General features: G+C 68.9%; 23 protein-coding genes. 10 read left to right on the top strand and 13 right to left on the bottom strand.

Features of this window, described 5'->3' with window-relative positions; translation table 11 throughout:
- The first annotated feature begins 17 nt into the window (after nt 1-17).
- Entirely contained in the window at nt 18-440 is a 423-nt protein-coding gene (locus CTZ28_RS30320) for an SDR family oxidoreductase (RefSeq protein ID WP_259471884.1), read from the top strand.
- A gap of 175 nt (nt 441-615) precedes the next feature.
- On the opposite strand, the gene CTZ28_RS47295 is transcribed toward CTZ28_RS30320, so the two are convergent.
- The 3 genes from CTZ28_RS47295 to CTZ28_RS30305 all read right to left on the bottom strand — a co-directional run bounded on the left by CTZ28_RS47295 (nt 616) and on the right by CTZ28_RS30305 (nt 2185).
- The gene (locus CTZ28_RS47295; RefSeq protein ID WP_183154664.1) at nt 616-762 is read right to left on the bottom strand and encodes a hypothetical protein; all 147 of its coding nucleotides are present in this window, start codon (nt 760-762) and stop codon (nt 616-618) included.
- 186 nt (nt 763-948) lie between these two features.
- Nucleotides 949-1911: a TAXI family TRAP transporter solute-binding subunit gene (locus CTZ28_RS30310; RefSeq protein ID WP_121892902.1), complete on the bottom strand. Its 963-nt coding sequence runs from the start codon at nt 1909-1911 to the stop codon at nt 949-951.
- Nucleotides 1904-2185 (bottom strand): nickel-binding protein, encoded by a 282-nt coding sequence (locus tag CTZ28_RS30305; RefSeq protein ID WP_121892901.1) that lies wholly within the window; start codon nt 2183-2185, stop codon nt 1904-1906. Before CTZ28_RS30305 ends, CTZ28_RS30310 begins: the two co-directional genes overlap by 8 nt.
- 112 nt (nt 2186-2297) lie before the next feature.
- Between CTZ28_RS30305 and CTZ28_RS30300 the strand changes: the two genes are divergently transcribed.
- The 5 genes from CTZ28_RS30300 (at nt 2298) to CTZ28_RS30280 (ending at nt 6592) form a co-directional block, all read left to right on the top strand.
- Nucleotides 2298-3098, top strand: a complete 801-nt coding sequence (locus CTZ28_RS30300) for an IclR family transcriptional regulator (RefSeq protein ID WP_220795452.1) — start codon at nt 2298-2300, stop codon at nt 3096-3098.
- A 221-nt stretch (nt 3099-3319) separates the two neighbouring features.
- Complete coding sequence (locus tag CTZ28_RS30295) at nt 3320-4066, top strand: hypothetical protein (protein ID WP_121892899.1); 747 nt, start codon at nt 3320-3322, stop codon at nt 4064-4066.
- The gene (locus tag CTZ28_RS30290; protein ID WP_121892898.1) at nt 4063-4605 is read left to right on the top strand and encodes a cupin domain-containing protein; all 543 of its coding nucleotides are present in this window, start codon (nt 4063-4065) and stop codon (nt 4603-4605) included. Before CTZ28_RS30295 ends, CTZ28_RS30290 begins: the two co-directional genes overlap by 4 nt.
- Nucleotides 4606-4892: 287 nt before the next feature.
- On the top strand, nt 4893-6167 hold the full coding sequence (locus CTZ28_RS50000) for an IclR family transcriptional regulator (protein ID WP_259471883.1): 1275 nt from the start codon (nt 4893-4895) through the stop codon (nt 6165-6167).
- Complete coding sequence (locus CTZ28_RS30280; RefSeq protein WP_121892897.1) at nt 6152-6592, top strand: MFS transporter; 441 nt, start codon at nt 6152-6154, stop codon at nt 6590-6592. Before CTZ28_RS50000 ends, CTZ28_RS30280 begins: the two co-directional genes overlap by 16 nt.
- 196 nt (nt 6593-6788) lie before the next feature.
- Here the strand turns inward: CTZ28_RS30280 and CTZ28_RS30275 are convergent, their stop codons facing one another.
- Genes CTZ28_RS30275 through CTZ28_RS30235 form a run of 9 tightly spaced genes read right to left on the bottom strand, consistent with a single transcriptional unit; the run spans nt 6789 to nt 14247 of the window.
- A complete protein-coding gene (locus tag CTZ28_RS30275) occupies nt 6789-7439 on the bottom strand; it encodes an MBL fold metallo-hydrolase (RefSeq protein ID WP_121892896.1) in 651 nt (216 codons plus the stop codon).
- 34 nt (nt 7440-7473) lie between these two features.
- On the bottom strand, nt 7474-8211 hold the full coding sequence (locus CTZ28_RS30270; RefSeq protein WP_121892895.1) for a maleylpyruvate isomerase family mycothiol-dependent enzyme: 738 nt from the start codon (nt 8209-8211) through the stop codon (nt 7474-7476).
- Nucleotides 8201-9037 carry a fumarylacetoacetate hydrolase family protein gene (locus CTZ28_RS30265; RefSeq protein ID WP_121892894.1) on the bottom strand — a complete coding sequence of 279 codons (837 nt, stop codon included), beginning with the start codon at nt 9035-9037 and terminating at the stop codon, nt 8201-8203. The genes CTZ28_RS30270 and CTZ28_RS30265 overlap by 11 nt, the downstream gene beginning before the upstream one ends.
- The gene (locus CTZ28_RS30260; RefSeq protein ID WP_121892893.1) at nt 9034-10122 is read right to left on the bottom strand and encodes a cupin domain-containing protein; all 1089 of its coding nucleotides are present in this window, start codon (nt 10120-10122) and stop codon (nt 9034-9036) included. The genes CTZ28_RS30265 and CTZ28_RS30260 overlap by 4 nt, the downstream gene beginning before the upstream one ends.
- A complete protein-coding gene (locus tag CTZ28_RS30255; protein ID WP_121892892.1) occupies nt 10119-10814 on the bottom strand; it encodes a class II aldolase/adducin family protein in 696 nt (231 codons plus the stop codon). The genes CTZ28_RS30260 and CTZ28_RS30255 overlap by 4 nt, the downstream gene beginning before the upstream one ends.
- Nucleotides 10815-10828: 14 nt before the next feature.
- On the bottom strand, nt 10829-12013 hold the full coding sequence (locus CTZ28_RS30250) for an FAD-dependent monooxygenase (protein ID WP_220795451.1): 1185 nt from the start codon (nt 12011-12013) through the stop codon (nt 10829-10831).
- A gap of 2 nt (nt 12014-12015) precedes the next feature.
- Nucleotides 12016-12345, bottom strand: a complete 330-nt coding sequence (locus tag CTZ28_RS30245; protein ID WP_121892890.1) for an indolepyruvate ferredoxin oxidoreductase subunit alpha — start codon at nt 12343-12345, stop codon at nt 12016-12018.
- 13 nt (nt 12346-12358) lie between these two features.
- Nucleotides 12359-13381: an NAD(P)/FAD-dependent oxidoreductase gene (locus tag CTZ28_RS30240; RefSeq protein WP_259471882.1), complete on the bottom strand. Its 1023-nt coding sequence runs from the start codon at nt 13379-13381 to the stop codon at nt 12359-12361.
- A complete protein-coding gene (locus tag CTZ28_RS30235) occupies nt 13381-14247 on the bottom strand; it encodes a TAXI family TRAP transporter solute-binding subunit (RefSeq protein ID WP_147481216.1) in 867 nt (288 codons plus the stop codon). Before CTZ28_RS30235 ends, CTZ28_RS30240 begins: the two co-directional genes overlap by 1 nt.
- Nucleotides 14248-14446: 199 nt before the next feature.
- Here CTZ28_RS30235 and CTZ28_RS30230 point away from each other — a divergent pair, with 199 nt between their 5' ends.
- From CTZ28_RS30230 to CTZ28_RS30215, 4 genes are all read left to right on the top strand, one after another.
- Nucleotides 14447-15244, top strand: coding sequence for an IclR family transcriptional regulator (locus CTZ28_RS30230; protein WP_220795450.1), 798 nt, complete (start codon nt 14447-14449; stop codon nt 15242-15244).
- 278 nt (nt 15245-15522) lie between these two features.
- Nucleotides 15523-16089 (top strand): pyridoxamine 5'-phosphate oxidase family protein, encoded by a 567-nt coding sequence (locus tag CTZ28_RS47290; RefSeq protein ID WP_183154663.1) that lies wholly within the window; start codon nt 15523-15525, stop codon nt 16087-16089.
- A 150-nt stretch (nt 16090-16239) separates the two neighbouring features.
- Nucleotides 16240-16686, top strand: coding sequence for a hypothetical protein (locus tag CTZ28_RS30220; protein ID WP_147481215.1), 447 nt, complete (start codon nt 16240-16242; stop codon nt 16684-16686).
- Between the two features lie 41 nt (nt 16687-16727).
- Nucleotides 16728-16910, top strand: a complete 183-nt coding sequence (locus CTZ28_RS30215) for a hypothetical protein (RefSeq protein ID WP_398657033.1) — start codon at nt 16728-16730, stop codon at nt 16908-16910.
- 16 nt (nt 16911-16926) lie between these two features.
- On the opposite strand, the gene CTZ28_RS30210 is transcribed toward CTZ28_RS30215, so the two are convergent.
- The gene (locus tag CTZ28_RS30210) at nt 16927-19356 is read right to left on the bottom strand and encodes a glycoside hydrolase family 95 protein (RefSeq protein WP_121892886.1); all 2430 of its coding nucleotides are present in this window, start codon (nt 19354-19356) and stop codon (nt 16927-16929) included.
- Nucleotides 19357-19425 lie beyond the last annotated feature (69 nt).

Here is a 19425-nt window from a genome sequence, read left to right as displayed (position 1 = left end):
GGGTCGGCGAGGAGGCGGTGCAGCTGCCGGAGTGGACCGAGCGCGGCGACGGCGCGTTCCTGATGACCACCGGCGCCACCGCGGTCCACCCGAGGCCCCATGCAAGCGGAGTCGGCCCGCTGATGGCCGCCGCCCGAAACTGGCTCTACTCCCTCAACGGCGAACTCGCGGAGTCTGGCATCTACGCCGGCACCCTCTCGGTCGCCGCGTTCATCGGTGGAAGCGAAGCGGCGGAGGCGGCCGGCGCGTCCGAGCCCACGGCCGCATTCCCGGTCGTCGACCCTGTCGACCTCGCCTCGCTCTACTGGGACATGTACACCAAGCGTGACCGCGTCGAGGAGGTCTACCCCGACTTCAAGACCGGCTGTCACACCACGCTGGCCCCACTAGGAGTGCGACTGCGCCCTTCCCCCGTACCAAGGCCGCAGCCGCACTCCTGACGAGACATGCCGGACGCCTGTCGAAAGGCCGACCCTGGTGCCCGGACCGCTCCGCTTCCATCAGTGGTGGCTGTGCGACGCCGACACCGCACAGCCACCACGTCTCATGCCACGCACCCCTGACCGGGGTCGAGTTCGAAGAAGCCGAGCCCCGAACGGTCCGCGGACTCGACGGTCATCCGACGCACACCGCCGGCACGGCCTGCTTACGCATGATGACCGGGTAGGCGGCCGCCCCGTCGGGATAGTGCGCCAGCGTGCTCTGGAACTTCTCGGTCATGAAGGCGTTGCGCAGGCAGGTCAGATTCTCCCAGACAGCCACGTTCGTCAGTACGTGGCTGTCGCCGATTCCGCGGTACAACTGCGCGGAGATGAGCCTGAAGCACTGCCAGGAACGCGTCCGAGGGGTCCAGGTTCTTGAGCTCGATCACGCTTACTCCTCAGGGGTGTTAGGGCGTGACAGCTGATGCGCCGAGAGGAATCCGGGCCACTCGGCGCCGCGCCTCCTCTATTTCCAGAGCGGGGCGCCGTCGGAGAGTTCGCGGTCCCCCAGTGCCTCGTACGCCCGGGCCGCGGCCGGATGCAACGGCAGCGGGGAGCGCACCATGTCGTCGGGGACGAGCGGGTACGTGACCGGCGAGTGATCGGCCGGCAGATGTGCGTACTGGGCCTCCAGGGCCCGGCGCGTCATCACCATGCACCAGGTGGCCAGGGCGGCGACGTCGTCCTCCATGTCCTTTCGGCACAGGATCGCGAAGTCCGAGAAGTCAAGCGTGCGAAGATCCTCGGTGAGGCCGGGAAAGTAGCCCGCCTCCACCACGGCGTCCTGCCACCCCTCGGCTGCGAAGGCCTGGAGTACGTTGTCCCCCCAGGGCAGGTACTTGACCGGCCGCACACGGTCGAGCTGCTGCCACCGCGGAGTCATCACCGCTTCGTGGATGAGGACGTTCGCCTTGCCCTCGATGAACTGCTCCAGCGGCGGGAACGGACGCTCGTGGTAGAAGAACGACAGCTTCTCGGGGTCGACGCCGGCGATACGCAGCGCCTTGTGCGCGGCCAGGCCGATGAGGTTCACACCGTCGTCGAGTGAGGTCGCCACGGTCAACTGGTCGGCGACGGAGGCAAGATCGGCCACCGTGGTGACGGGCAGGGACGCGTCGACCGCGACAACGAGCCGGTCGCGCTGACCGATCACACCCAACGAGGCCAGCCCCTCCATCTTCCCCGCACGCTCCAGCATCCGCACCGCGGCTGTCGGCGTGACAATGGCGATGTCGGCCTCTCCGACCTGCAGCGCCTCGATCTGGTCGATCCCTCCCCGACCGTTCCAGATGGCGAAACGGGAGCCCTCCGGAGCTCGGTCCCCCATCTCCTGGGCCAGCCAGCCGCAGATCCGGTGCATGTTGGCCTGCCCCCAGTCGCCTCGGAGGTGGAGGGTGACCGGACGCTTCAGCGCGGGTGCCTCAGACATGATCACCCTGCCGCACCATCTCGGCCAACTCCGCGGCGTTCTGCGTGAAGTCGATCTCGTTGATGGAGTCGAAGGGGAAGCCGATCCGCTCGAACTCCTCCTCCAACGCCTTGGCGTCGTCGGCCTCGTAGACCGAGACGATGAACCCGGAGCCGGTGTTCACATACAGCTGCCGAAAGGTCGCGTGCACCTGCTGGGCGACCTCCGGCGCGTTCCCCGCGATCTCCTCCACCGACAGGCCCGGGGCCTGGTGAAGGCTCAGGTACAGAGGCATGGCAAGACTCCCTCGTCGTTGCTATGTGTCACGATACAGAACACTGTCCCGTTCATAGGAACGTAATGGCAAGGGCGTAGAGGCTGGAAATCTCTGCGCTACTGTGCTCTGTGTGGATCGAAAAACGGCGAACAACAGCGAAGAGCCCAGCTCTGAACGCCGCCCGGCGGGCCTGATCGGAGCCGTCGACAACGTGTTGCGCATGCTGCGCATGTTCCAGGACCACGAGATGATCCGCGTGAACCAAGTCGCCCGCGACATGGGCCTGTCACGGTCGACGGTCCACCGCATGCTCGCCACGCTCAGCCACCACGGCTTCGTGACACAGGACGACTTCTCCCGCGCCTACAAGCCGGGCCCCGCGCTCGTCGACATCGGCCTGTCGGTCGTCGCGAACATGGACATCCGCTCGCTCGCGCACGGAGCCCTGGTGCACTTGCGCGACGAGACCGACGAGACGGTTCACCTGGCAACCCTCCGCGGGGCCGAGGTGCTCTATGTCGACAGCGTCGAGAGCAATCAGGTCGTGCGCACCGGAAGCCGGACCGGCTGGACTCTGCCCGCGCACGCGACAGCCGCCGGCAAGGCCCTGCTCGCCGAACTCGACGACGAAGCGCTCGCAGCCCGCTATCCGGAGGAGGACCTACAGGCTCCGACGTCCCGCGCCCCACAGACGCGCGAGGACCTCAAGAAGCAGCTGACCGACGTCCGCCGCCTGGGCTACGCCGTCAACAACGCCGAGAGCGAGGCCGATGTCAGCGCGGTCGCGGCAGTCGTCCGGGACAAGCACGGGCACGCACGGGCCGCCATAGCCACCACGGCCCCCCAGTCCCGCGTCGACGACGACTGGATCGACAGCGCAGCAGCCGCGACCGTACGCGTCGCCCGTGAGCTGGGTGAGCGCATCAACTGACGCGGACCCTGCCCGCCACAACGGCCGCCCCGGAGTTTTCCGGGGCGGCCGTCGGCGTCCGCACACCTCGCGACCTGCACTTTCGCCGCCTCTACCCGCACCGCACACAGGCACCCCGGGGCAGATTGGCTGTCGCTCGGCGCTTGCCATGCTCCAGATTTTAGTACCAAAATAGCGATCACCGTTCCGCATGGCGCGACACTTCCAGGAGAGGGACAGCCATGAGCGAGCCCACCACGGAGTCGGTCCCGTTGGAAGAGACCCAGCAGATCTCTCCGGCCGACCCCGACCGCGAACCACTCAAGACCAACGTTTTCGAGCACATGGCCAGGTCCGCAGGACAGCTGATGCCACTGTTCCCGTACGACCATGCTGGTGCGATCGTGCCCTGCGGCGCAGTTCTCATCGGCAGTCCGGACGCCGATTACGGCCACTTCTTCCACTGGAACACCGTGAACGAAGTCGTCGTCGTCTACGGCGCGCACCGGTCGGTGATGGCTACCGGACAGATCATGGCGACTCAGAACCTGCACGGAGTCAACTCCTACCTCCGCGACGAGAAGGAGGAGGGCGCCTACGGGCTCATGGTGGTCACCCAGCACCAGGCAGAGGAGGGGGACCAGTCGGAGGCGATGATCGCCCGCTGCCAGGAGTGCAAGGCCGAGATCGTGCGGCACGAGTACGACGCGACTCCGGCCGGCCTGCCCGGCTATGACGCGACCCGGCACGGTGGCGCCGATGACGACCGCGTCTCGCAGTTCCCGACGACCGTCGGATCTTCCAGGTTCGCCGACATCCGCAACTCCGACGCCGGACGCACCTGCAAGGAGTGCGGCCACGTCAACAAGCCGTTCACAACTGCCCCTTGGGGCTGGCACCGGACGGTCACCCAGACCACCGCGGTGAATGCCGCGTACCGCGCACTGCAGGAAGCCGGACAGCCCGCACTTCAGGAGGTCTCCCGATGACGAACCGCCGACGGATGCTCCACGCACTCAAGGTCGCACCCGAGCTGGGGAACTACGCCGATGCGGCCGTGCTCCCTGCGGACACCGACCCTCAGCTCTACTTGTCGCACAACGAGTTGCCGCAGCCGTTCCACCTGGTCTGCGAGAAGGACACCGTCCTGAGCCAGATGTCCGGCAGCAGCGACGTGCTCCTGCGCGACAGTTCGGTGAACCGGTTCCGGATGAAGATCGGGGATCACGTCTACGTCCCGGCCGGCACCCCGCACCAGATCGTCCCTGTCGAGGCGGGCACGGCGATCCGCTTCATGGCGCTCAAGGCTGGGCGTCAGGGTGCGGTCTGGTACTGCCCGGACTGCCAGACCGAGCTGCACCGTTACGAGTGGGAGCACGACAACGACGTGACTCCGTCCAGCTTCTACGCGGCCGCGTGCGCCAGGTTCTCGGCCGATGAAGCCGCGCGCACCTGTGGCTCGTGCAAGGCCGTACACCCCGAAATCGATCTCGCCGCGTTCGGCTGGTCGAGCCCGGTGCCCGCCTGAGGGCGGGCGAGGTCAGCGCGTACCGCCGCGTGTGGATCGCCACCCCGAGGGGCCGGCGGTCCACACGCGGTGTACGGCGGCCCAGCCGCATCCCCTCGGTCTCCAACGTTCCAGGGGCCAAGGAGTTTCCGTGGGGGCCGCTCCTGAAGTCGTCACCGTCATCGGCTCCGATCAGCCGCCCCGCATCGTCGAACGCGACGAGCACCTTCTGCCGTCGGCTCCGCACCCGAATTCCACCCCCGTCAAACTGTGGCGCGACCACGAGCTGCTGACGATGCCTCGGCCTGGTGACCGTCGGCCCGACATTCCGGCAGTCCCAGGCAGAGCGGCGTGCCGCAGCAATGGCGTCGCGCCGACACGTGCTAATCGAGCTTGCGTGCGCCGTCAAGGAAGATCGTCACGGCAGCCTCGGCGGCTTCCTCGGGCGTCACGACTTCGTCGGCCGCCAGCCAGAGGGCACGGTCCACGATCGCGGACAGCATGGCGAACACCGCCTCAACACGCAAGTCGTCACGCAGGAGCTTGGCCCGGACACCACGGGCGAGCGCATCCCAGACAGGATTGATCGTACGTTCGATTTCGCCCGGGTCGCAGTAGTCACCGGCCTACCTAATCACTGCGGCGTACTTGGCACCCTCCCGCAGGTAGACGGCAATGATCCTGGCGATCGCCCGGTCGGCCGGGAGCTCTTCGAGGTGCGCGGCGTCGAAGGCGTCTGCGAGTTCCGCGATCCCGACCTTCGCCACACCCCGCAACAGCGACTCGCGCGTCGGGAAGTGCCGATACAGCGTCGCGCGTCCCACGCCAGCCTCGTCCGCGATCTCCGCCATCGCCGCATCCTGTTGATGTTCGACGACGAGCGTCTGGCACTCTCGGCCACAGAGGTCGCATCACAACTCGGCGTGGCCCGTTCCACGGCGTACCGCTATCTCCAGAGCCTCACCTCCAACGGGTTCCTCGAAGAGAATGCGTCGGGCTCGGGGTTCCGGCTGGGGCCCCGTGTCCTGGATCTGGCCCGCCTGGCCCGTAGGGGCGTCGGCCTGTCCGACCTGGCCCGCCCGGTCATGCGCGAACTCGTCGAGCGAACCGGCGTGCCCGCCCTTCTGACCCGGCGCACGGGTTCCGCCGTGGTCTGCCTCGAGCGAGAAGAAGCCGGCAACGCCCTTCGCCTGTCGTACGAGCGAGGCCAGGTGCTGCCCGTCAACGCCGGGGCCGCCGCTCTGACCTTGCTGGCCTGGGCGCCGCCCGAGCAGATCGACGAGTTGCTCGCCCAGCCGCTGCCGCGCTTCACCGAAGCCACTCACACCGATCCCGACGAACTGCGCACCCTGCTCGCCGAGATCAAAGAGCAGGGGTACGCAGTCGCCCGCGGTGAACTCGACGCGGACGTACTGGGGGTGGGCGCGCCGGTGCGCGCAGAGGGCGGTGGCGTCATCGCGGCGATCAGCATTGCGGCCCTCTCTCACAGGGTGCCCGACCAGGAGCTCCCGCGGTACGTAGAAGCAGTCAAGGAAGCGGCTGACCTCCTGACGGAGCAGGCGGCCCGATGGGGAGTCGGCTGAGCCCCGTCCGACGACCGACACCCCGGCAGGCCAGGCGGTCGACTGGCACGTTCCAGGTCCTTGCCGTGGCGGAAAATAACCTGTTCGCATTCCATTGGACGACGCTGGTGCTGTTCCTCGCCACGTTCATGTCCTCCGTTCTCATCTACAGCACCAGCACGTGGCTGCCGACGGTGATGATCCGCTCGGGATACGACCTCAGCTCGCCGTTAGAGTTCTCCATCGCCTTCACCGTCGGCGCCGTCATCGGCAGCGTCAGCCTGTCCGTGCTCGGAGACATGGGGCATTTGCAGGCTGTCACCGTCGGAGGGTTCCTGGTCGGCGCGGTGGGCCTCCTGACGCTGAGCACCCAGCAGCCACGTCCTGTGCTCCTCCTGCTCTCCGTCCTTGCGGGGTCGGGTCGATGGGGACACAGAGCCTCGTAGTCGCCTGCATGGCCACGCACTACCCGCCCGCGCTGCGCGCGACGGGAATGGAGTTCACCCTGGGCCTCGGTCGCGTCTGGGCCATCGTCGGCCTGATCTATCCGTCAGTGGCCACCGCGCTGTTAGCCGCCCAGAGCATGACAAGGTCCCACCCGACTTCCCACTGTCGGGCGGGACCTCTCTGCGAGCCCAGCAATCAGACGGCTGTCGCCGTGCCGTGATCGAGGACCTGGACGCTGCACTCCTGCGGCCCCAGATTGGAGAAGAGTTGCTGGTGCAGCTGCTGGTGGACGGCGGCGAGTCCCGCCTGGTGGATGGGGATCGCTGTGCGCGGAGCGACGGCTCGCAGGTAGTCGATCGCCTCGCTCACCTTCATCCACGGTCCGCCGGTCGGCAGGAGCAGGACATCCACCTGCTGGGGCGGGAGAACGAAGGCGTCACCGGGGTGGAACAGCCGCTGGTCGACGAGGTAGCCGTTGTTGTGGACGCACGGCAACTGCGGGTGGATGACCGCGTGATCGCCGGCCACCACCTGGACCGGCACCTCGGCGACGGTGATGGTGTCGCCCTTGCCGACGGTCTCGTGCTGCAGGTCGTCCTCTGCCAGACGGGCGCTACTGCCCTCATCCACGATCAGCCGGGCCCCGGAGTTCGCGCCGAGGAGCGGTGCGAGGCGCTCGATGTCGAGGTGGTCGGGGTGCTCGTGGGTGATCAGTACGGCATCGAGATCGCGTATGTCCTCGAAGCCGGTCGCGTACGTACCCGGGTCGAACAGCAGGCGGGCGGTCCGGCCGTTGCGCTCGATCTCGACCAGCACGCAGGCATGCCCGAAATGGGTGATCTTCATGGTGTGCTCCGGTGAGTGGAATGGGGTGTCGGGACTACAGCCACGCGGGCAGCTCAGGCAGACCCACCGGCGCGCAGGCGAGCCCGGCACCAGACGCTCGGCCGGTGAGCCAGCCGAGCAAGTCGGCTGTGGTGCCTTCGACTTCGGCCGAAGTGGCCGCGGCGTCGGTCAGCCTGGTCGTCAGCGGCAGTCCCCCCGACCAGGGGCGTACGACCAGAGCTGGGCAGTCGTCCCGGCCGGCCAGTGTGGTGACCACATCGGGCAGTAGTGCCGCGGCCAGGTCGTCGGGCAGTGCGGTGAACGTGACTCCGGTTCCCAGGTCGATGAGGTGGATCCACACTTCCCGGATCCGCAGCCAGGGAATGAGCGAGGCCGGGACGAGGCGCCCCTGGGCGGTGCGCACGGTGCGTCCCCAGGCAATGTCCGGCAGGGCGTCGAGGGACTGCTGGAGCCAGGTCGCGCTGTCGTGGACGTCCTTGACGACGACCTGTGGCTTCCGCTGAGCGCCTTCCTCGATGTCGCGCAGGCGCCCGCTGACACCGTGCGGGTACATCGGGGTCTCGACGCCGGTGGCGGCCCAGGTGACCAGGTTGTTCAGGGCGTCGGCGTTGCGCGCCAGGTGGGTGAGCAGGTGGGCTGTGGTCCAGCCGGGCAGCGTGGACGGGCCGGTCACCCATGACTCGTCCGCCTTGTCGAGTTCACTGCGCAGGAGACTCGTGCCCTGCGCGAGCCAGTCGAGCAGGAGGGGACGCGGAGCGGGCTCACGCGTCATGCGGCTTCTCCTGGACACAGTGGTTACGGCACTCGCCGAGCCCCTCGATCCGGGTGGTGAGGACGCTGCCGTCGCCGAGGTACTCCTTCGGGGCCCGGGCCTGCCCGACGCCGCCGGGGGTGCCGGTGGCGATGACGTCCCCGGGCTCCAGGGTGATGATCGTCGACAGATACGACACCAGGGCCGCCGCGTCGAAGACCAGGTCGCCGGTGTCGGCCTGCTGCTTGGTCACGCCGTCGACCTCCGTGGTGAGCTGACGCGAGCCGGTGCCCGCCTCGTCCGAGGTCACCAGGACCGGTCCGAACGGCGTCGTGGCCTCGAAGTTCTTGCCCTGCAGCCACTCCTTGGTGCGGTATTGCCAGTCCCTGGCCGTGACGTCGTTGAGAACGGCGTATCCGGCGATGCGTGCGCCCGCCTCTTCCACGGTGACGTTGCGAGCCCGGGCTCCGACGACGACCGCCATCTCGCCTTCCCAGTCGATGGCCTGGGAGGCTGCGGGCAGCACGATGTCGTCGTAGGCGCCGATCAGGACGGCGGGGAACTTCGCGAAGACCGTGGGGTATTGGGGCAGGTCACGACCCATCTCCAGAATGTGGGAGCGGTAGTTGAGGCCCACGCAGAAGATCTTCTGCGGGCGGGGGACGACGGGCGCGTAGTCGAGTCCGTCCAGCGCGTGCCGTGCGCCGTCAGCCGCGGCGGCCAGCTCCCGCCAGCTGTCCTGGGCCAGCAGGGCACCGACATCCGCATAGCCGGTCTCCACCGCTTCCGTCTCGTCGACGCGGACGGCGGCCGTGCCGGTGCCGGTGCGGATGGTGGCGAGCTTCATGAGTACTCCCTGCGGGCGAGGTTGAGGCGTTCGAAGATGGGGGCGTCGCTGAATCGGAAGAGGTCGAGGTCAGTGCGGGCCTCGATGGCGACCTCGCACCACGAGGGCACGGCGATGACGTCGCCGCGTACGAGGTCGGTGCGCTTGCCGTCGAGGGTGATGGCGCCGGTGCCGTCGAAGACCTGCCACACGCTCGATCCGGTCTCGCGGACCGCGGCGGTGCGCTCGCCTGCGGCGATGCGGTGCATCTCGGTGCGGATGGTGGTGAGCGCGTCGCCTCCCGTGGTGGGGTTGCTGAAGCGCACGGCGGCGTGGCCGGGTTCGGTCACGACTCCGGGGTGTCCTTCGGCGGCGACTTCGAGTTGGGCGGTCAGGGCCGCGTCGGTGTGTTCCCAGCGGTAGGCGGCCAGCGGCGAGTTGGGGGTGTCCGTGGCCGTCGCCGCGAGAGGGCGCAGGCCCGGGTGGCCCCAGATCCGCTCGGAGCGGGAGCGGTGCGGGGTGGACCGGTCGGTCACCCCGTCCTCGCCGAACTCGAAGAAGCCGGTGTCGGTGGCGGCGACGAACGGGATGTCAAGGCCGTCCAGCCAGGCCATCGGCTTCGGGTGCGGGTTGTGGTGACCGTGGAACTGCCACCCGGGGGTCAGCAGAAGATCGCCCCGTCGCATGGCCACGGGGTCGCTGTCGACGACCGTCCACACGCCTTCGCCTTCGAGGACGAACCGGAAGGCGTTCTGGCTGTGCCGGTGGGCCGGTGCAACCTCGTTCGGGCCGAGGTACTGGATGGCGGCCCACAGGGTGGGGGTCGCGTACGGGAGTCCGGGCAGCCCCGGGTTGGACACGGAGATGGCGCGTCGCTCGCCGCCACGGCCGACGGGGATGAGGTCGCCGGCGCGGGCAGCCAACGGATACAGGTCGTCCCAGTGCCAGACGTGCGGAACGGCCTGCGGTGCGGGCGTCATCGGCATCAGGTCTTCGCGCTCGGTCCACAGCGGAATGAGCCCGAACCTGTTGAAGTCCTCGTACAACTGCTTCTCTGCAGTGGAGAGTTCAGCGTCGCGGTCCGCCTTCGCGGGTGTCTGCGTCATTGGAAGGTCCTCTCCGAGAGCCGGTTCAGGTAGTGCCAACCGGCGTCGCGTTGGGTGGGGTTCCAGATCTGATCGCGTTTGAAGGCCGCTTCCTCGGCGTCGGACCAGACCTTGAGCTCGCCGGCGGCCATGGCCATGAGTTGCGTACGGCAGGCTCGCTCGAGCAGGACGGCGTACATCACGGCGGTCGCGGCGTCCGGTCCGGCGGTCACGGCGCCGTGCTTGGGCAGGAGGCACGCGGGCGCATCGCCGAGCGTGTCGGCGAGCGCGGCGCCGAGTTCGGCGGTCGCGATGAGCGCGCCGGTGTCGGTGAAGCGGGGCACCTGTGGGTCGCTGAACACAACGCCGTCGTGCGAGAGCGGCAGCAGCGGCACGTCCAGCGAGGCGAACGCGCTCAGAGCGGGGGCGTGCGTGTGCACGACGCAGCCGGCGTCGGGGCGCCGCGCCATGATCTCGGTGTGGATCGGGTATTCGATGTGCCGCTTACCCTCACCGTGCAGGACCTGTCCCTTGCGGCTGACGAGCAGGACGCGCTCGGGGCTGATCTCTTCGAAGCCCCAACCGGAGGCCTTCATCCACACGCCGTCGTTGTTGGCGTCGCGGACCGCCGCATGTCCCCAGACCATGTCGGTCAGGCCGGCTGCGGCCAGGGCGCGGCTGGCGCGGACGGTCTCCTCGATCTCTTCCTTCATCACGGTCCTCGGGCTCAGAGGGCGATCGGCTGGTACAGCCAGTCCAGGTCGGTGTAGTCGTCGGCGCTGCGGCGTCCGAAGACGCGGTCGCGCAGGGCAGAGGTCGTGGTGTCGTTTCCGGCGTGCCAGACCTGGCCCCAGCCGCGGGCGACGCGCTGCACCAGCGCGGTCCGCGGGATCCGTTCCGCCTGGTAGGCGGCGAAGCCCTCGTCGATGTCGCCGTTGTGCTTGGTCAGTTGGCGGGCCAGACAGCCAGCGTCTTCGATGGCCTGGCAGGCGCCCTGGGCGAGGTACTGGAACATGGGGTGCGCGGCGTCGCCGAGCAGGGTGACGCGCCCGCGGGTCCAGTTGGCCAGGGGCTCCCGGTCGTACATCGGCCAGCGTCTGGACCTGTTGAACATCGTGACGGAGGTGCGGACCTGCTCGCAGGCCCCGGCGAAGGCCTGGTCGAGCTCGTCGGGTCCGCCCCACTCGTCGGTGTGCTCGATCTCGGAGCTGTAGCTGGGGCTACGGAAGACGGCGACCTGGTTGTAGAGCTCGCCGCGCCGGATCGGGTACTGCACCAGGTGCTTGTTCGGACCGATCCAGATGATCTCGTCGTCCGGTTCGACCGGCAGGCTGACCTCGCTCATGGGGAGCGCGCCGCGGTAGGCGACGTACGCGTCCGTGATGGGACGGTCGTCGGAGAGGAGCTGCCGGGCTCGGGACTTCAGGCCGTCGGCCCCGATCAGGGCGTCGGTGTGGTAGCTCTCACCGTTGGCGAAATGGACGATGGCAGTCGTGGTGTGGTCCTCGATGTCGACGACCTGGCGGTCGTTCTCCAAGGTGACCTTGGGATGCTCACGGCAGGCGGCGAGCAGGACGTCGAGCAGGTCGCCGCGGTGCAGCACGCTGTACGGCTGCCGGTAGCGCTCGAGAAAGGCAGTGCCGAAGTCGATCGTCGTCAGGTGCTTGCCGGTGTCGGCATGCATGAACACCAGGTTCCGCGGGCGTACAGCCACCTCGTCGATGGCGTCGAGGACGCCGAGGGAGTCGAGGACTCGCAGGGCGTTCGGGGCGAGCTGGATACCTGCGCCGATCTCGGCGAACTCCGGTGCCTGCTCGACGATATGAGCTTCAAAGCCGGCCTGCGCGAGGGCCAGGCCGGTGGCCATGCCACCTATGCCGCCTCCGATGATGAGCAGTGGGACGTGTCGCACGGTCACTCCTTGGTCCAGTTGGCGACGAGCGGGGTGTCCACTCCGATGGGGCCGGTTCCGTACGCGCCGCCGGGGCTCTCCAGCGGGGCGTCCTTCCCGGGCAGCGCCACCGAGAAGAACTCGGCGTTGTCCTGTGCCCAGGTGGGGTCGGCCTTCTTGGGGGTGGTGATGGCGTCGACCGGGCATTCGGGCAGGCATGCCCCGCAGTCGATGCATTCGGTGGGGTTGATGTAGCGCTTGGTGAGTCCCTCGTAGATGCAGTCCACGGGGCATACGTCGACGCAGGAGCCGTCGAGTTCGTTGATGCACTTGTCGTTGATCACGTAACCCATGAGGCGTCCTCCTTCAGAGGGTCGGAATCGGTGGGCGTTCGCTCGAGTGGCCGGGAAAGAGGTCCTCGTCGGGCCGGAGGCGTACGGCGATGTTGTTGACCGCGGTGGCGGCCTCGCCGAAGCCGACGACCATCAGCCGGACCTTGCCGGGATAGGTGGTGATGTCGCCGGCGGCGTAGACGCGGTCCACTCCGGTGCGCATGTCGGTGTCCACCTGGATCTGCTGCTTGTCGAGGGCCAGCCCCCAACTGGTGAGGGGTCCGAGCGAGGCGATGTGCCCCAGGGCGGGGATCAGGACGTCCGCGTCGACCATCTCCACCCCCTGGGTGCCGCAGTCGCGTACGGTCACGGCCTTGAGCGACTCGTCGCCGTGTACGTCGGCGATCTCGCTGTTGGTGAGGACACGTACCGGGGATTCCATGAGCCGGCTCACCGAGTGCTCGTGGGCGCGGAACCTGGTGCGGCGGTGCACGAGCGTCACCTGACGTGCGTGTGGAGCAAGGGTGTTGGCCCAGTCGACGGCGCTGTCGCCCCCTCCGACGATCACCACCTCGCGCTCGGCGTATTCATGAGGAGGCGCGACGAGGTGGTGCACACCGTCGCCGGTGAATCCGTCCAGCGCGGACAGTGGCCTCGGGGTGAAGCGGCCGATGCCGGCGGTGATCAGCACGGCGCCCGCGCGGATGACGCGTCCGGCGTCGGTGACGACCGTGACCGCGTCCGCATCGTGCTGGAGGTCTACGGCACCCTCCCCGAGCACGATGGACGGCGAGGCGCTCTCCGCCTGCCGGGTGAGCCGCTCTACCAGCTCGCGTCCGGTGACGGCCGGGAACCCGGCGACGTCGAAGATCTCCTTGTCCGGGTAGAGGGCGGCCACCTGACCACCGAGATGGGGCAGGCTGTCCAGGAGGGTCACGTCGAGCCCTCGCATCCCCGCGTAGTAGCAGGCAAAGAGCCCGGCAGGACCAGCCCCGACGACCAGGAGCTCGGTCTCGCGGACGGCAGGCGCCCCTGGCATCAGGACGGGTTCGGGCATCATCGGCTCCCAAGGAATTCGTCGGTGACGAGGTCGGCGTAGGCGCGCGCGGCTCCCGGATGCAGCGGAAGCGGCGTCTGGACCGCTGCGGCGACTTCCGCGGGGCGGCATCCCCGAGTCAGAATTCGGGCGATCAGGCGGGCGAGTTCGTCGTCCAGGTCCGCACGGCACAGGACCGCGAAGTCGGAGCAGTCCAGGGCAGTCACGTCCTCATCGAGTCCGGGGAGTTGACCGGCGGGAACCGTGCGAGGAAGCCAGCCTTGGACGGCGAGGCCGTGAACGACCCGGTCGCCCCACGGCAGGTACGTCACCGGCCGCAGAGCTGCCACTCCCGCCCACCCGGGGTCGGACATCGGATCGTGGATCACGACGTCCGCCTCACCGCTGGCGAGGCGCTCGAAGCAAGCGGCCGGCTCGTCGTCATAGATGAAACGCACGTCCCCCGCGCTCACGCCGGCCAGGCGCAAAGCCCTGTGGACGGCAAAGCCCACCAGGCTCACGTCATCGTCCGCCGGCGTGGCGACCGTGAAGCACTGGGTGCCGCCCGCGAGGTCGGCGACGGTGCGGAGAGGCAGCTCCGCGTCGGCCGCGGCGACGAGACACCCGCGCCGCGGCACCACTCCCAGGGCGAACAGGCCCTGGAGATCACCGAACTGACGCAGCAGACAGAGTGCAGCGATCGGTGCGACCACAGCGATGTCGGCCCCACCGGTGAACAGCGCAGTGGTCTCGTCCAGACCACCCCGCCCCACCTTGACCGCGAGCTGCACATCGCGTGAAGCGTCACGACGTACACCCTGCTCGATGAACTCGCAGATGCTGCGCGCGTCCACTCGATCACGCAGCCAGTCGACCTCGACACTCATGCCGAACCTCCGCCAGCAGGGCCCATTGCCGCTTGACGCCAGCTCCGCGCCGACGACGCGGCGAGCAAATCCAGACGCTGGAACATGGCGGCTCCTCCAGATCATCAACCATGACGCATCATGCGGAACACCGTTCCGTAGTGTGGCCCTTTTTCGAAGGAGAGGCAAGGCTGGAAATCGGTGGGATAACGTGCTCCACGTGGCTGGAGAAGACGACACCCCCGACAGGTCGGGCCGGGCGAAGAACCCCTCGGGGCTCATCGGTGCAGTCGACAACGTCCTGCACCTACTGCGGATGTTCGAAGAGCACGAAACGATCCGCGTCAGCCAGGTGGCACAGGAGATGGGGCTGTCGCGCTCAACCGTCCATCGCATGCTGGCGACCCTCAGTCACCATCAGTTCGTGGAGCAGGACGCCGGGTCGCGGGCCTACCGGCCGGGGCCGGCGCTGGTCGACATAGGCCTGTCCGTCGTCACGAACATCGATCTCCAAGCGATCTCCCGCGATGCCCTGGTGCGGTTGCGGGATGAGACGGGCGAGACCGCCCATACGGCCTGCCTGCGCGGCCCTGACGTGGTCTACCTCGACGCCGTCGAGAGCACCCAGGCGGTACGGGCGAGCAGCCGTGTCGGCTGGTCCCTGTCCGCGCACGCGACCGCGATCGGCAAGGCGATACTCGCCGATCTGCCGGACACGGAGCTGGCCGCGCTCCACCCGACGGGCGAGCTCCCGACCCTCACCGCGCGCACCATCTCCACACTCGATGCCCTACTCACCGAGCTGGCAGCGGTCCGGGAGCGCGGCTACGCGACCAACGACGGCGAGAGCCAGCTCGAAGTCCGCTCGGTGGCCGCCTCCGTGCGCGACCGGCACGGCCGCACCCGTGCCGCGGTCGCGGTGACGGCACCCAGCTCACGCGCGGGCGCCGGATGGGCGGAGGGTGTCGCACCGACGGTGATCCGCATCGCGAAGGAACTGAGCGAGCACATCGGCTGACACGCGGCACCTCGTCAACACCTCTGGCGTTTGCCCGACCACTGACGTCCGGCCGCCCTTGCGCGCCGCGACGGTATCTTCGGCATGCAAGACGGTTGCCTCCAACCTTGCCTGGTATCACACTTGCGGCCAGTGTTCCGTATCACGGTACGGAGCGAACGGCATGCGTTGCTGGCCTGCCGGTCCGGCAACGGCACCACGTCGCCGATTTCGACTCAACCACCGTCGCCGACAGGGCACTTCGTCATGCCGCGCGATCACGACCAGGGGAGATGCCCGTGCCCGCCCAGGAGCCCAGCGTCGAAGAGGTCGAGGAGTCCATAAAGGAACTGTTGCGGGACGAGCCGGTCGCCACGCTCGCGACGCTCGACAGTGACGGGAACCCCGCCACTTCGCACATGCACTACGGAGCCGACGGGCTGAGGGTGTACATGCTCACGTTCGGCTACACGCGGAAGCATGCGGAGATCCTCGCGAATCCACGGGTGAGCTACTCGGTGCATCACGCCCCGCCGGGCGGATTCGCAGAGCGCCTGCAGAGCCGCTCGCTCCAGGTGAAGGGGCGCGCGTGCGTGGTGCACGATGCCGAGGAGATCGCGCATGCGGTCAAGGTGATCCGCGAGCAGCTCCAGGAGCCCGGCCCTGACTCGATGTTCGACAACGTCAAACCCCCGGAGCAGGGGGGTCAGCAGGTGATGCTGCGCGTGGACCCGGTCGAGGCTCTGTGGGCGGACACCCGGGTACGGCTGCTGTGGCGCATGCTGCTGGAATTCAGCGAGGGCGGGAAGCGCGTCACCGGCATGCGCTCGTACGACTCGGTGATCGAAAGAAAGAAGGGGCGCTGACGATCGACCGCGCGGAGCGGCCAGGGCGGGACTTGGAGGCCCGCCCCTCAGCGGCCACCTGAGCCCGCCGGGTTCGGCATCGTCCTGGCGGGGTTTCTGTTCGGGATGATGACGTACCAGATGGCGCCCCGGCTGACATATGCCTGGCGCATGCTCAGCCTGGCCCTGTTCAGCGTCCTCGGCGGCGTGATCGTCGCGCTGATCACCGGCAGTCTCGCATTCGCGGCGCTGCCCGGCCCGTTCCTCGGTATTGCGGGCATCGTCGCGCTGATGGCCGCCGCAGTCGGCGGGGCGACCATGTTGTGCATGCGCCTGTTCGGCAAGGCGGGGATGTCGGTGGCCTCGGTGGTGCTGCTGACCTTCGGCAACGCCACCAGCGGCGGCACCCTGCCCAGCGCATATCTGCCGGACTGGCTGCACCCGCTTTCCGGGATCCTGCCGGTCGGCGTCGGCGTGCGCGCCTTGCAGGGCATCTCCCATTTCAACAACGCCGGGTTGGCGGCTGGCATCGCGGTTCTAGCGGCGTGGACCGCGGCGGCCGCAGCGCTCCTCTACTGGCGAGACGTCCGCGACGGACGCCGGCGCGCCACCGCCTGACAGTCGCGCATTCCTGACCTGCTGGCTGGGAGCCGGCGGATGTGGTGGGTCATCCGGTGTGGTTCTGTCCGCGTGAACGGTGGCGTGACGAGCAGTTCAGGCTCGGTGCGCAGCACGACGTGCTGCGGGAGGCCATCGGCAGCGAACTGGACCGGGACGTTCCAGGCCCCGTCGACGGCACCGCGGTCGCCCCTTTCGGTGAGACGGCCGCGGTGGCGGCCTGACGGGGTGTGGGCGCCGTTACGGGGTGACCGGGCCGAGCCGATACCGGCCGCCGCGGCGCGTGCCGAAGGACACCACACCCCGCTCGGGGCGGTCCACGTCGGCGCCCTCGACGCGCACCGGGTGCGGGGTGCGGATCCGTACGGGATTGCCGAGCAGCGAGCGCACCTCCGCGCGTGTGATCCCCTCCGCCGTCCACTCCAGGTCGATCTCGAAGCCGCCGCGCGCCCGCAGTCCCCGGAAGGATCCGGTGGGCCATGCCGCGGGCAGGGCGGGCAGCAGTTCGATCTCGCCGGCGTGGCTCTGCAACAGCATCTCGGTGATGCCGGAGACGCCGCCGAAGTTGCCGTCGATCTGGAAGGGCGGGTGCAGGTCGAAGAGGTTGGGTGCGGTGCGCGCCGGGGTGAGCAGGTCCGCCAGGTGCTGGTAGGCGCGCGCCGGGTCCAGCAGCCGGGCCCACATGTTGATCTTCCAGGCGAGGGACCAGCCCTGTCCCGCGGCACCGCGCAGCTCCAGGCTCTTCTTGGCGGCCGCGGCGAGTTCCGGCGTGCCCCTCGGGGTGATCTGCGCGCTCGGAAACACCCCGTACAGGTGGGACACGTGGCGGCTTCTGACCAGGGCCGCCTCCTCCCAGTCCACCAGCCACTCCTGGATCTGGCCCAGGTAGCCGACGCGGGTGGGAGCGAGCCGGTCGCGGACCTCGGTGACTCGTTCGACGAGCCGGGGGTCACGGTCCAGCACCTTGGCGGCCTGCCGGTAGGCGTCGAAGAGGTCCCGCAGCAATTGCATGTCCATGGTGGGGCCGGCGCAGATGCTGACACTCTCGCCCTCGTCCTGGTGGTGGGTGACCTCCGGCGACTGCGAGGGGTTGGTGACCAGCCAACCGGTCTCCGCATCCACCTGCAGGGTGTCGAGGAAGAACTCCACCGCGCCCTTCACCACCGGGTAGTTGCGGCTCAGCGCGCCCGTGTCACCGGTGAACTGGAAGTGCTCCCACAGCATCACGCACAGCCAGGCGCCACCGGTCGGCCACATACCGTACTGGGCGGCGTCCACCGGTGCCGTGCCGCGCCAGCCGTCGGTGTTGTGGTGCAGCACCCAGCCGGGGGCGTCGTAGAGGGCCTTGGCGGTGCGGGTACCGGACTCGGCCAGTTCGTGCACCATCCGCACCGCCGGGTCCCAGCACTCGGCGAGGTTGCCGGGGCCGGCGGGCCAGTAGTTCATCTCGAAGTTGATGTTGACGGTGTACTTGGACTCCCAGGCCGGGTTCAGGCCGTCGTTCCACAGGCCCTGGAGGTTGGCGGGCTGTCCGGGCGATCGGGAGCAGGAGGCGAGCAGGTAGCGTCCGTAGTGGAAGTAGAGCGCGGCCAGTTGGGGATCCTTGCCGTCGGCGAACAGCGGGATGCGTTCATCGGTGGGCAGACCGGCCCGTTCCGAGGGACCCAGGTCGATGGCAACCCTGTCGAACAGGCGCCGGTGGTCGGCCACGTGCCGGGCGCGCAGGTGTGCGTACGGCTTCCTCGCGGCCGGTGCCAGGTGGTTGCGGGCGCGGGAAGCGGGGTCGGCGCCGACGTCCAGGTAGTTGCGGTAGCTGGTCGCCATGGAGATCACAAGGGTGACGCCGTCGGCGCCCTCGACGGTGAGTGTTCCGCCGTCGGTGGACACCCGGCCGCCCTCGGCCTCGGCGCGCGCCAGAGCCCTGAAGCGCACCGAGCCGGGCAGTCCGTACCAGTCGCCGCTGACACCGTCGAGGGCGATGGTGTGCGCGTCCACGGCCGAGTCACCGGAACGCTGCGGGCTGGTGAAGCGGGCGGAGAAGCCGACGGCGCCTGGGGTGTCCGTGGTCATCCGGACGACGAGGACCTGGTCGGGTGCGCTGGCGAAGACCTCCCGGACATGGCGTACGCCACCCCGTGTGTAGGTGGTGCGGGCGACGGCGGTCTCCAGGTCCAGCTCGCGTTCGTAGTCGCTCACCTCGCCCTGGCCCGCGAGGGTGAGTTCGAGGTCGCCGAGCACCTGGTACGCGGCCTGCTCCGAGGGGCCGCCCAGGAACTCGGCGTCGATCAGCCGCTGTGCCTGGTTCCACTTCTCCTCGACCACGAGGCGGCGGATCTCCGCCAGGTGCTTCACGGCGTCGGGACGGGCGTAGTCGTTGGGACCGCCGGCCCAAAGGCTGTCCTCGTTGAGTTGGAGCCGTTCGGTGTCGGTGCCGCCGAAGACCATGGCGCCGAGCCGGCCGTTGCCGACCGGCAGGGCCTCCAGCCACTCCCCCGCCGGGGCGCGGTACCACAGCCGCATCAGGTCGGCGGCGTGGTCCCCTCCCCGCGCCGCCGACGCGCTGGTGTCCGCCATCTCCGGCGCGGCCTGCGCGGGAGCGGCGCTCAGCGCGGTCGCCGCCGCGGAGGCTCCGGCCGCGGCCAGGACGTTTCGTCGGGACAACTCGGGCATGGCAATGCCTCCAGACATGTGTTGAGGGCGGTGCGGGTGCCTGTGCTCTCGGCACGGGTGGGCGCGGGC

The organism is Streptomyces shenzhenensis (genome assembly GCF_003688995.1).
Classification (GTDB): Bacteria; Actinomycetota; Actinomycetes; order Streptomycetales; family Streptomycetaceae; genus Streptomyces; species Streptomyces shenzhenensis_A.
Note: the sequence above shows the minus strand (reverse complement) of the source record. Positions and strands in the feature narration are given on the sequence as shown.

Bases quoted from the DNA above. Each gene is read 5' to 3' on its own strand.
- CTZ28_RS30305 (WP_121892901.1), bottom strand. From the start codon at position 2,185: ATGCCTCTGTACCTGAGCCTTCACCAGGCCCCGGGCCTGTCGGTGGAG.
- CTZ28_RS30280 (WP_121892897.1), top strand. From the start codon at position 6,152: ATGGGGAGTCGGCTGAGCCCCGTCCGACGACCGACACCCCGGCAGGCC.
- CTZ28_RS30270 (WP_121892895.1), bottom strand. From the start codon at position 8,211: ATGACGCGTGAGCCCGCTCCGCGTCCCCTCCTGCTCGACTGGCTCGCG.
- CTZ28_RS30255 (WP_121892892.1), bottom strand. From the start codon at position 10,814: ATGAAGGAAGAGATCGAGGAGACCGTCCGCGCCAGCCGCGCCCTGGCC.
- CTZ28_RS30240 (WP_259471882.1), bottom strand. From the start codon at position 13,381: ATGCCCGAACCCGTCCTGATGCCAGGGGCGCCTGCCGTCCGCGAGACC.
- CTZ28_RS30265 (WP_121892894.1), bottom strand. From the start codon at position 9,037: ATGAAGCTCGCCACCATCCGCACCGGCACCGGCACGGCCGCCGTCCGC.
- CTZ28_RS30220 (WP_147481215.1), top strand. From the start codon at position 16,240: ATGCTCAGCCTGGCCCTGTTCAGCGTCCTCGGCGGCGTGATCGTCGCG.
- CTZ28_RS30235 (WP_147481216.1), bottom strand. From the start codon at position 14,247: ATGAGTGTCGAGGTCGACTGGCTGCGTGATCGAGTGGACGCGCGCAGC.
- CTZ28_RS30275 (WP_121892896.1), bottom strand. From the start codon at position 7,439: ATGAAGATCACCCATTTCGGGCATGCCTGCGTGCTGGTCGAGATCGAG.
- CTZ28_RS30210 (WP_121892886.1), bottom strand. From the start codon at position 19,356: ATGCCCGAGTTGTCCCGACGAAACGTCCTGGCCGCGGCCGGAGCCTCC.
- CTZ28_RS30290 (WP_121892898.1), top strand. From the start codon at position 4,063: ATGACGAACCGCCGACGGATGCTCCACGCACTCAAGGTCGCACCCGAG.
- CTZ28_RS30245 (WP_121892890.1), bottom strand. From the start codon at position 12,345: ATGGGTTACGTGATCAACGACAAGTGCATCAACGAACTCGACGGCTCC.
- CTZ28_RS30260 (WP_121892893.1), bottom strand. From the start codon at position 10,122: ATGACGCAGACACCCGCGAAGGCGGACCGCGACGCTGAACTCTCCACT.
- CTZ28_RS30295 (WP_121892899.1), top strand. From the start codon at position 3,320: ATGAGCGAGCCCACCACGGAGTCGGTCCCGTTGGAAGAGACCCAGCAG.
- CTZ28_RS30310 (WP_121892902.1), bottom strand. From the start codon at position 1,911: ATGTCTGAGGCACCCGCGCTGAAGCGTCCGGTCACCCTCCACCTCCGA.